This is a genomic window from Selenomonas sp. KH1T6 (assembly GCF_900108415.1).
GTDB lineage: Bacteria > Bacillota > Negativicutes > Selenomonadales > Selenomonadaceae > Selenomonas_B > Selenomonas_B ruminantium_A.
In genome coordinates this window covers 1-10,465 of the sequence record NZ_FNWN01000015.1, presented here as the reverse complement: position 1 = coordinate 10,465, position 10,465 = coordinate 1, and the positions used below count along the sequence as shown (strand labels likewise).

Sequence of the window (10,465 nt, the reverse complement as noted above, 5' to 3'; positions counted from 1 at the left end):
CTTCACTTTGTCTCCACTTCCTCCCTGTAAGTGTCCGGGCGTGCCGGATCAAAAGCCTCATTGGCCCACATCACGGTCACCAGCTTTTCTGTCTGGCTCAGGTTGATGATATTGTGGGTGTAGCCCGGCAGCATCGCCACTGCCTCCAGTTTCTCGCCGCTCACGCGGAATTCATGCACGGGATATTTTTTTCCCTCTGCGTCCTTGCCGATGCGACGCTCCTGTATCAGGGCTTCTCCGCTCACTACGATGAAGATTTCCCATTTGCTGTGATGCCAGTGCTCGCCGCGGGTGATGCCCGGCAGGCTGACGTTCACGGAGACCTGACCGCAGCTGCCGGTCTTCAGGATTTCCGTAAAGACACCGCGCGCGTCCGCGTTCCCCGCGATAGGGGTCGCCACAGGCTCGCAGTAAGAAAGATAAGTGCTGTAGAGCTTCGCCGCAAAGCTTCCCGCGGGAATTTCCGGCAACAGGCGGGTCGCCGGCTCCTCATGGAAAGAGCGCAGCAAGTCCTCAATCTCCCCAAGCTGCACCTGATGCAGGGTGGGCACATAAGCATAACGTCCCTCTGCCTGCGGCAGCGCCGTCGTTCCCTCCCACTCGCAATGGTGCTCCTGCCCGTTCAGCGCCCTGAGCATTTCATCTACCAAATCATCAATGTACAGCAGGGTCAGCTCTGTCTTCCTGCCGTTGACCTGTATAGGAAGGCCGTGGGCCACATTATGGCACCAGGTAGCAACTACCGAATTATAGTTCGGGCGGCACCACTTGCCAAAGAGGTTTGGGAAGCGGTAGACCAGCACCTTTGCCCCGGTCTCCGCGCCGTAGTCAAAAAACAGCTGCTCCCCTGCCAATTTGGACTTGCCGTAGCCAGACTCCGCATAGCGCCCCTGCAGGCACGCCTGAATGGAGGAGGAAAGCAGAACAGGGCAGTTGTTATGGTATTTTTTCAGCGTCTCCAGCAAAGTGCTGGCAAAGCCGAAGTTTCCCGCCATGAATTCCTCTTCATTTTTGGGGCGGTTCACACCTGCCAGATTGAAAACGAAATCGCAGTCACGACAAGCGGATGCCAGTTCCTCCTGCGTGCTCTCACAGTCATAGCTGACGATTTCCAGTTTCTCCGGCTGCTCCAGTCCCTGAATCTTATGGAACCTGTCCTTGCCATCGCGGATATTTTCCAGAGTGGCAACCAGATTGCTGCCCACAAAGCCCCGGGCGCCTGTCACCAGTATCTTCATCTGCGCTCTTCCTCCCAGGCAGCCAGTTCCTGCTGGATATAAGGCAGTTTCAGAAGTGCCGCCTTGACACCCTCCACATCCAGCAACTCGGTGTTGCCTGAATTGAACTCGGTCAGCTTGTCGCGCTGCTCATTGCCCACGTTGAAATACTTATCATAGTTCAGGCTGCGGTTGTCTGCCGGCACCCGGTAGAAGTTGCCCATGTCGATGGCATGGGAGCATTCCTCATTGGTGAGCAGAGTCTCCTGCATCTTCTCACCGTGGCGAATCCCGATGACCTTGATGGGATTGTCCGCATGGAAGATTTCCTTTGTGGCCTTGGCGAGGGTCTCGATGGTGCAGGCGGGTGCTTTCTGCACCATGATGTCGCCTGCCTCCGCATGCTCAAAGGCGAACAGCACCAGCTCCACAGCCTCCTCAAGGCTCATGATGAAGCGGGTCATCGTCGGCTCCGTAACCGTCAGGGGCTTGCCTGCCTTGATCTGCTCGATGAAGAGTGGCACGACACTGCCGCGGGAGCAGAGCACATTGCCATAGCGGGTACCGCAGATGAGGGTCTTTTCCGGGTCCACCGTGCGGGATTTCGCCACGAAGACCTTCTCCATCATCGCCTTGGAGGTACCCATGGCGTTCACAGGATAGGCGGCCTTGTCCGTAGACAGGCAGATAACCTTCTTCACTCCGGCCTCGATGGCCGCCGTCAGCACGTTGTTCGTACCGATGACGTTGGTCTCCACCGCCTCCATCGGGAAAAATTCACAGGATGGCACCTGCTTCAGCGCCGCCGCATGGAAGATGTAATCCACGCCGTGCAGCGCGTCCTTCACGCTCTGCGCCTTGCGCACATCGCCTATGTAATACTGTATCTTATCGCTCTTGTACTGATGGCGCATATCATCCTGTTTCTTTTCATCGCGGGAAAAAATGCGTATCTGCCCGATATCCGTCTCCAAAAAGCGGTTCAGCACCGCATGGCCGAAGGAACCCGTGCCGCCCGTAATCAAAAGCGTCTTATTCTGAAAAATACTCAAAGTCATTGCCTCCAGAAGTTTGCCTTAAATACTATCTATGCCTGCTCAGGCAATATGCCCGATAATAGTCTCATAAGTAACCGCCGCCGTGCTGTACTCCTCAAGATACCTGCGGGCATTCCTGCCGAAGCGCTGCCGAAGTTCCGGCTCCCTTGACAGGCGACGCACATTGGCGAGGAACTTCGACACATCATCAGCCGAAGACCACAGACCCATCTCATTTTCCTCCAGCAGCTCACGGTAATCAGTGTAGGTATCGGTAGCACTGACGATGGGCTGCCCCATATTCATGTGGCTGAGGGTCTTGGAGGGTATGTTGGCAACCCGGAAGCGCTCGTCGAGGAAGACCATGCCGGCATCACAGCCGGCAAGCAGCGTGTCGTAATCCGCCTTGGGCAGGTACTCAAGAATCCTGACATTTTCGGCAGCTGCCGCAGACGCTGCCGCCTGCAGGCGCTTGAAGGCAGCACCCCTGCCCACGAACAGGAAGAATGCCTCCGGCACCTCCGCCGCCCTCTGCACCACCTGCACGATAAATTCGATGTTCTGGGCACGGCTGATGGTGCCGCCGTTGACAAAAATCGCCTTGTCCTCAGGCAGACTGTACTTGCGGCGCACCTCTGCGCGCCTTGCACGCATCGCCTCAATCTCCTCCCAGAGCGTAGGCCGCATGCCATTTGGGCAGACCTCGACTTTCCCCTCAGGAAGCGCCGGGTTCTGCTCGTAGATGAACTCAATGTTCTTCGGGGAGATGACGCCAATCATGTCGCTCCTGCGATACAGCCCCTTCTCGATATGGCGGAACAGTTTGTAGGGCAACGAGCCCTTTTTCAGGATGCCCAAATCCACCGCATTCTGCGGAAAGAAATCCTTATGCAGCAGATAGACGTAACTGCCATATTTCTGATGGAAATAATCCATCACCGGCGCGTAGGTGATAGGCAGGGTCGCGCAGATAACCAAATCGAAATTGTCCTTGCCACGCAGGTACTTGCGGACAATACGGCGGTACCAGTAGCCAAAGAGCAGCGTGGCTATCCCCTTCTCTGCCAGCGAGACCGCGCCCAAAAAATTCAGGCTGCGGGCGCGTATCAGGGTAAGGTTCCCGTCCTCTGACACGCTGGTCTGCTGTTTGTATTTGCGCTCCACCGGCGTGATGACGGTCACCGAGTGCCCGTGGCGCAGGAACTCATCTACGAGGTCCACATGTATATTGCCCACGGCACCGGGAATATATTTAGAACTGAGGTATAATACTTTGCTCATCCTATCATCTCCGTTATCTCCCTGATAGCCCGGATATTATCCTGAAAAAACGCAAAGTGCTTCTCGTTCTCTGCCTCACAGGCACGGATAGCCGGTACGCCCTTGGCAAAAATGTCCCTTACCTGAAAGATGCCCTCTACCTTATCCACGTTGCAGAAGGAACGGGACAGAATGACCGCCGAGGAGCCCAGACGACAATGCTCCGCCAGAATGCGCTCGGCAGGCAGGGCCCCCTGCCCCAGCCTTGCAATCCCGCCAAAGCCAAAGGGCAGATGATGCCTCCGGAATTTTACGGCCAGGGACTCCACCGTCCCATCCGCCAGCAAGTCGAACATGAATTTTTTCCCGTAACCGAGGCTGAGGTCATTGAGTCCGATGAACATCTCATCTATGCCATGCAGAGCCAGAATCTCGTCGAGGCAATCCACTGCCTCCGGCGTCTCCAACAACAGCATGGTGCGTGCGCGCCCCCTGACCAGGCGCAGGAAACGCGCCACCTCCATAGGGGTCTTGAAGAAGGGCAGCATCACTATATCCGCCCCTGCCTTGATAACGGCTTCGATTTCTTCCTCTGAGGAAGAGTATTCCTCTGTGGCGGCGTGTATCGGATTGACCCGCACCAGAAGCTCTGCCTTGCTGACAGCTTTGTGCATCCTCGCTACATCCGCCACCGTATGATGGGACTGCACGGTATCCATGCCGCCCTGCCGCTCTTTTTTGCCGATATATTCCATATCGACGAAAATCCGGTCTACGCCGTTTTCCTCGGCAATCTTCGCCACATCCGGGCGATTGGTAATATACATAAGTTTCAAGGCCATATTTCTCACCTTTCCTCTAACTGCCGTGCCTTGGAGTAATGGTCCTTCATCAGGGCGACCTTGAAGATGGTCGTCAGGAAGATACGCGCATCCAGAGCAAATGACATATGCCTTGCATACCAGACATTGAGCGCTATGCGCTCAGGCCAGGGCACATTGTTGCGCCCATGCACCTGCGCGTAGCCGGTGAGACCGGGGCGCACATCGAACATGTGGCGCTCTTCCTCTGTGTATTTCTCAAATTCCCACGGATGATAGGTAAGAGGCGGCCGGGGCCCTATCAGGCTCATATCTCCCTTGAGCATGTTAAATAGCTGCGGCAGCTCATCAAGGCTGGTTGCCCGCATGAACTTGCCCACCCTGGTCACACGGCTGTCTCCCTCCGAGGAATAGACCCCGCTGCCCGTATGCTCGGCATTCACGCACATGGAGCGAAATTTATACATCTTGAACACCTTGCCGCCGCGTCCCAGGCGCTCCTGCCTGAAAATAACGCCACCCGGCGAATCCAGCCTTATCAGCAGGGCCAGCAACAGCTGCAAAGGCAAGGTCATGATAATGCCTGTCAGGGACAGGGCTATATCAAGGAACCTTTTCCAAAAAGGATACATCCCAAAATTCCTCCAATTTACATATTAGGGCGTGTTGATTAAATGAACTTCGCCCAGATTTGCGGGGATTGGCTGTCCATTGCTAGGCGACAAACCGCAGGCATAGCGACGCAAAGCTAGTCCTTTAGGGCGGTGCTATGTCGAGGATTTGTCAACGACGCAGGGACAGTCAAGACCCGTGAAGATGGGCTGAGTGAATTAATCAACACGCCCTAATCCGCGCCCCCGCCTATGTAGGCGGGGGATTTTTCTTCCTTGTCATAATCTCTTACATCTTGCGGTAATACTCATAGTCCTCGTAGCCGCTGTCAAAGCCATGGGGCACACGGTTCATAACTACCCCGCGCAGGGACGCTCCCGCTTTCAGCAACCGCTTTTTGGCCTCCATAGCCACATGCGGTGCCTCGATACCAGGAGAGACCACCATGACGACCTCATCAGCAAGCCCCGCCAGCACCATCGCGTCGGGTACCGGCAAAACCGCCGGCACATCCAGAAAGATGCAGTCATACTGAGTGCGGAGTTCCTCCAAAAGGTCGCGCATCCTGCCACCAGACAGGTAGGTTTCCGCATGCTTCAGCTTTCTGCCAGCCGGCAGCAGCCAGAGGTTCTCCAGGATGCCCAACGTCTCCAGCGAGTCTATCTCCCCGGCAAGGTAACTGCCAAGGCTGTCCTTGCCCTGCGCCACGGAAGCGTTCTGGAACACCCCCATCTGCACCGGATTGCGGAAATTCGCCTCCAGGAGCAGCGTCCTGCGGTCATTCTGCGCCATTGCCGCCGCCAGATTGGCGGCGGTGGTAGAAACGCCCTCCCTAGGCAGAGCGCTGGTCAAAAGTATAACCCTGCCCCGCTGCCCTTCTCCTGCCTGCAGGCTGGTGCTCAGCCATACGCAGATTTTCCTGTACGCCTCAGCCAGAAAGGAATCCGGCTGCGTCTTGGTGACAAGCTCTATATCTGTCATCATTTCCTCCTCAGCCCCTTATACCAGGCAGGCTGCCCTATCTCTGGCTGTCCCAGCGAATCAAAGTCCGGCACAGAACCGATAACCTCCATCTCAAGGAACGCCTCCACATCCGCAGGGCTGTCGATGCGTCTGCGCAGCATCAGCGGCACGATAACAGAGAGCAACCCAGCCAGCAACCCCAGCACGCCGAAGAGCATAATTACCTTGCGCTTATGCGGGCGCACTGGTGATTCCGGCAGGGTCGGCTCATCAATCAGCTGTACTTCATTAGGGACCATGACCTCAGCAATCTTGGCATCCTCAAGGCGCTTATACAGCATGGTGTAGATATCCTGCGCCACGTTGACATCCCTCTGCGCCCTGACAAAGCCTTGCTCTTTGGCAGGCATGGCGGAAAGCTCTTCTTCTGCCGAAGCATTGGCTGCTGCCAACGCCGCCGCCTTGCTGTTGTCCACCGCTATCTTTGCCTGATTCATCAGCGCGTCCCTTAAAAGCGACTGCTGCACAGAGTTCTCTGAGGGGCCTGCCTGCGAAGCTACACGGGACACTTCCGCATCACGCGCGCGGCGCGCCTCGGCAATCTTCTCATTTATGGCCACCATCTTCGGATGTTCAGCGGTATATTTCTCCAGATAGCCGATGCGCTCCACCTCCAGGTCAGCCAGCTTAGTGTTGTACTGCCTGATGGTCGCATTGTCCGCCAGCGCGCTGCCGTAGCTCGACAGCTGCCCGCTGACGCTCTGGTAGCCCGCCTGCGCCGCCGCCAAATCGACTTTGTTTGCCTCTTCTTCCTTCTTGATGCTGGAGAGCCTGCTGATAAGTTCCTTCAGATGCTCCTCCGGCGACACAAATTTCTGGTCCAGCTGATATTTCTGTAGCTTGTCCTCCGCCTCTGTCAGCGCCGTGTCAGCCTCTGTCACCCGTCCCTCCAGAAATTCCTTCGTGACTTTCTTTTCTTCATGTGAAAGCACCGTCAAGCGTGACAGAAAGCTGTCCATGATTTCCTTATTGAGTTCCTGAGCCCTGGCAGGGTCGGTATCACTGACTGTCACCTTCAGGATTTCCGTATCCTTCAGCGGCGTAGTCATGACACGGCCGGTAAAGGCTTCATAGCTGCCCCCGCCGTTTGCCTCGATGACCGGCTCCATCACATTGCGGCTCCTGAGGATTTCCGCATAGGTGCTCATGCGCTCCTTGCGCGTGGGCACAGTGCCTCCCCCCAGCGACTCCACCAGCCCCGTCACGGACGGGTTGCCCTGCTGCTGCTTGATGCGCAGCAAGGCGTCAGACTCATACACTGGCTCCGCCATGGCGAGATATGCCAGTGACAGCAGGCAGGATGCCAGCACGCAGCCCAGTATCCTTTTCCAGCCCTGCCTAAGCTGGAAAAGCAGCCCGCGCACGTTAATCATGCTCTTGTTCAACAATATTTCCCCTTCGCTCTGCCTCAACGACTGCCATAATCATGATTATTGACGATGTTATCAATCATGTAAGTACCACTGATGAACGGCAGGATATCCCTGGAGAAATCAATGCGTCCATTGCGGGTCAGATTGAGTATATCATCCTCAGCCAGTTCTACGTTCTGACTCACATCGCCCTTTTTCAGCAGGTCATTCAAATTGATTTTGACCGGCTCGCCTTCCTGATTCTTATGTATCAGGAAAATTTTCTTCTTCGCCGTGTCGCGGGTGAATCCCTGGGCAGCGCCGATGGCATCCGCCAGACGGTGTGATTTGGTCAGCTCATAAGTGCCTGGCTTGCTTACCTCTCCCAGCACGTGCACGCGAACCGTGCCGAGCTTCACGATATTCACGCTGACCTTGGGGTCCACGAAATATCTGGACAGGCGGACCTCAAGCTCTGCCGTGAATTCCTCAATGGTCAGCCCCTTGGTATCTATGGTGCCGACCATCGGAAAATCCACCATGCCGTCCGGGCGGACCATATAGCCATGGCGCTTGTTATCTTCCTGCAGATCCTCCTGCTCCGCCACGCTGATGTCCAGCACATCGCCCGGTGTCATCAGGTACCCCTCATCCCGCGCTTCTGCCTGCGGCAGCATCAGCAGCAAGGAGAGGAGCAACCCCGCAAATACAATTTTTTTCTTATGTATCATTTACCTAGCACTCCCACGCCAGCTTATCCTGAAGCTCCTTCTCTTCCATGGATTCCAGCAACTCGCTCTGTCTCTTCTCGTCTACCAGTTCCGTACCCAGATGGTTAGGGTGATAAGTCGGTATCAGCTTCTTAAAGACTGCTATGAACTCCTCATCAGTCTGGCAGTTCGCAAATTCCGCCAGATAAGCCTTAAAGGACTCCTCATCGACCTCTTTCAATCTGGCAGCAAAGATTTTCTTGTGTTTGGTTGCTTCTGTGCCTTCCTCGGCAGTCAGAAGTTCCTCGAACAACTTCTCACCCGGGCGCAGCCCCGTGAACTGAATGGGTACATTCTGCTGCGGCCCCGCGCACAATCTGATCATATTTTTGGCAAGATCCACAATCTTGACCGGCGTGCCCATATCCAGCACGAAGACTTCGCCACCCTTGCCCATGGCACCAGCCTGCAGCACCAGCTGGCTGGCCTCCGGAATAGTCATGAAATAGCGCTTCATCTCCGGGTGCGTAACCGTCACCGGACCGCCGGCGGCAATCTGCTTCTTGAAGAGCGGCACCACGCTGCCGCGGCTGCCCAGCACATTGCCGAAGCGCACCGTGACGTATCTGGTCGCATAGCGATTATCCATAACCTGCATGACCATCTCTACCACGCGCTTGGAAGCGCCCATCACGCTGGTCGGGTTTACCGCTTTATCCGTAGATATGGTGATGAAGGTTTCCACGCCGTAACGTCCTGCCACATCCCCCACGTTGATGCCACCGTAGATATTATTGTAGACAGCCTCCTTGGGGCTCACTTCCATCAGCGGCACATGCTTGTGGGCGGCAGCGTGGAAAACGACCTGCGGCCGGTATGCACGGAAGACATCCTCCAAACGGTCCCTGTTGCAGACATTGGCAATGACCGGCACCAGCTTCTCCTTGCCGTATTTCTCCGTCAGCTCCTGATTGATGAGGTAAATGCTGTTCTCACCGCGCCCCAACAGCACCAACTGCGCAGGCTTCATGCGCATGACCTGGCGGCAGAGCTCCGAACCAATGGAACCGCCGGCTCCCGTCACCAGCACCCTCTTGCCTGTCAGGTAGCCGGCAATGCTCTTCAGGTCCAGCTTGACCGGGTCACGCTCCAGCAAATCCTCTATCTGCAGGGGACGCAAGGACTTCACCGAGACCGAGCCGTCAATCATCTGATAGATGCCCGGCAGGATATTTACCTCACAGGACGTCTTCTTGCAGATGTCCGCAATCCTGTTGATATCCTTGGGCGGTACCGAAGGCATCGCGATGATCAATTCGCGGATATGGTATTCGGCGACCAGAGCGGTAATATCCTCACAACCGCCCAGCACCTTAATTCCCACGATGCGCTTGCCCTGCTTCTGTGGCGCATCATCTACGAAGCCTGCCACCCTTCTCTCACCGGTGTGCAGCTTCATGATTTCCCTGGCCAGGATTACCCCCGCATCACCTGCCCCGACAATGAGCACCGGCTTCTTTTCCTCAACATAGCTGCGTGAAGCCCTGAGCTCCATGGTCTGGATGAGCCTGCGGCCGATGCCCAGCAGCAGGGTCGTCAACAACAAGTCTATCACATAAAATGAGCGCGGGAAACTGACCTCAAAAACCCTCGTATAAAGGAGGAACATCCCCATTCCCAACACGCAGGCCGCTTCCAGAACCAGATAATCGCGCATCTCCGCATAGCGCCAGACCCTGCCATAAATATGCGTAACAGCCAGAGCTGACAAATAGCATGCTGTCAGTACCGGCAGGCTGAACCAGAGCACATCCACGTACTGCCAGAACCAGACTACCTGCACGGCATCCGCATTGTCAAATCTTAAATAAAGGCTGGCAAAAGCCGTCAGGGCAATCACCAACGCATCCAGACATGCCATCATGCCAGCGTCAAGATATTTTTTTCTTAGTCTCCACATTTCTTTAGCCTTTCTTTAACCTTCTAAACCTTTCTTTTTTTACAAAGTCACAACCGACTATTATATTTTAATGAATTTCCATGCCCTTTGCAATTGTTTTCCAATGTATTCTTAATATTTTTTGGTACTTTAGACCTACAGCTTTTCTATAGAAATAAATATCCCCCGGCACAGCCGGGGGTTTTAGTTTTACGGCCTATAAGGCCTCACCGTTGCCAGCTGCGCTTTACAGCGCCTGTACGGTCCGTCCCTTGCATCTTACTGCCTGCTACCCGTAAACGGGTCCTCAAAGTTTAGCGTCAACTGTTCAGATAGCTCATCCTCCTTCAGCTGTTCCTGTATGTATGTTGCTATTTTCTTCTCATCCTTGCCTACCGTATCCACAAAATATCCCCTACACCAAAACTGACGATTTCTATACTTATATTTCATATTCCCCCATTTTTCGTATATCATTAAGCTGCTTTTCCCTT

Annotated in this window: 10 protein-coding genes; all 10 read right to left on the bottom strand. The window is 55.1% G+C overall.

Annotated elements, in window-relative coordinates; translation table 11 throughout:
- Nucleotides 1–2: 2 nt before the first annotated feature.
- Nucleotides 3–1,238: an NAD-dependent epimerase/dehydratase family protein gene (locus tag BLW59_RS10055; RefSeq protein ID WP_074697672.1), complete on the bottom strand. Its 1,236-nt coding sequence runs from the start codon at nucleotides 1,236–1,238 to the stop codon at nucleotides 3–5.
- Nucleotides 1,235–2,269 (bottom strand): polysaccharide biosynthesis protein, encoded by a 1,035-nt coding sequence (locus tag BLW59_RS10050; RefSeq protein ID WP_318258486.1) that lies wholly within the window; start codon nucleotides 2,267–2,269, stop codon nucleotides 1,235–1,237. Before BLW59_RS10050 ends, BLW59_RS10055 begins: the two co-directional genes overlap by 4 nt.
- Before the next feature lie 45 nt (nucleotides 2,270–2,314).
- Nucleotides 2,315–3,535 carry a glycosyltransferase family 4 protein gene (locus tag BLW59_RS10045; protein WP_074697671.1) on the bottom strand — a complete coding sequence of 407 codons (1,221 nt, stop codon included), beginning with the start codon at nucleotides 3,533–3,535 and terminating at the stop codon, nucleotides 2,315–2,317.
- Nucleotides 3,532–4,356 (bottom strand): aldolase/citrate lyase family protein, encoded by an 825-nt coding sequence (locus BLW59_RS10040; RefSeq protein ID WP_074697670.1) that lies wholly within the window; start codon nucleotides 4,354–4,356, stop codon nucleotides 3,532–3,534. The genes BLW59_RS10045 and BLW59_RS10040 overlap by 4 nt, the downstream gene beginning before the upstream one ends.
- A gap of 5 nt (nucleotides 4,357–4,361) precedes the next feature.
- A complete protein-coding gene (locus tag BLW59_RS10035; RefSeq protein ID WP_074697669.1) occupies nucleotides 4,362–4,967 on the bottom strand; it encodes a sugar transferase in 606 nt (201 codons plus the stop codon).
- 268 nt (nucleotides 4,968–5,235) lie between these two features.
- Complete coding sequence (locus BLW59_RS10030; RefSeq protein ID WP_074697668.1) at nucleotides 5,236–5,928, bottom strand: CpsD/CapB family tyrosine-protein kinase; 693 nt, start codon at nucleotides 5,926–5,928, stop codon at nucleotides 5,236–5,238.
- The gene (locus BLW59_RS10025; RefSeq protein ID WP_081348484.1) at nucleotides 5,928–7,355 is read right to left on the bottom strand and encodes a Wzz/FepE/Etk N-terminal domain-containing protein; all 1,428 of its coding nucleotides are present in this window, start codon (nucleotides 7,353–7,355) and stop codon (nucleotides 5,928–5,930) included. Before BLW59_RS10025 ends, BLW59_RS10030 begins: the two co-directional genes overlap by 1 nt.
- 23 nt (nucleotides 7,356–7,378) lie before the next feature.
- Nucleotides 7,379–8,053 (bottom strand): polysaccharide biosynthesis/export family protein, encoded by a 675-nt coding sequence (locus BLW59_RS10020; protein WP_217634616.1) that lies wholly within the window; start codon nucleotides 8,051–8,053, stop codon nucleotides 7,379–7,381.
- Nucleotides 8,054–8,057: 4 nt separating this feature from the next.
- Nucleotides 8,058–9,992 (bottom strand): polysaccharide biosynthesis protein, encoded by a 1,935-nt coding sequence (locus BLW59_RS10015; RefSeq protein WP_081348483.1) that lies wholly within the window; start codon nucleotides 9,990–9,992, stop codon nucleotides 8,058–8,060.
- 258 nt (nucleotides 9,993–10,250) lie between these two features.
- Nucleotides 10,251–10,465, bottom strand: a 215-nt coding sequence (locus tag BLW59_RS10010) for a transposase (RefSeq protein WP_074697666.1), incomplete at its 5' end; no start/stop codon positions are given.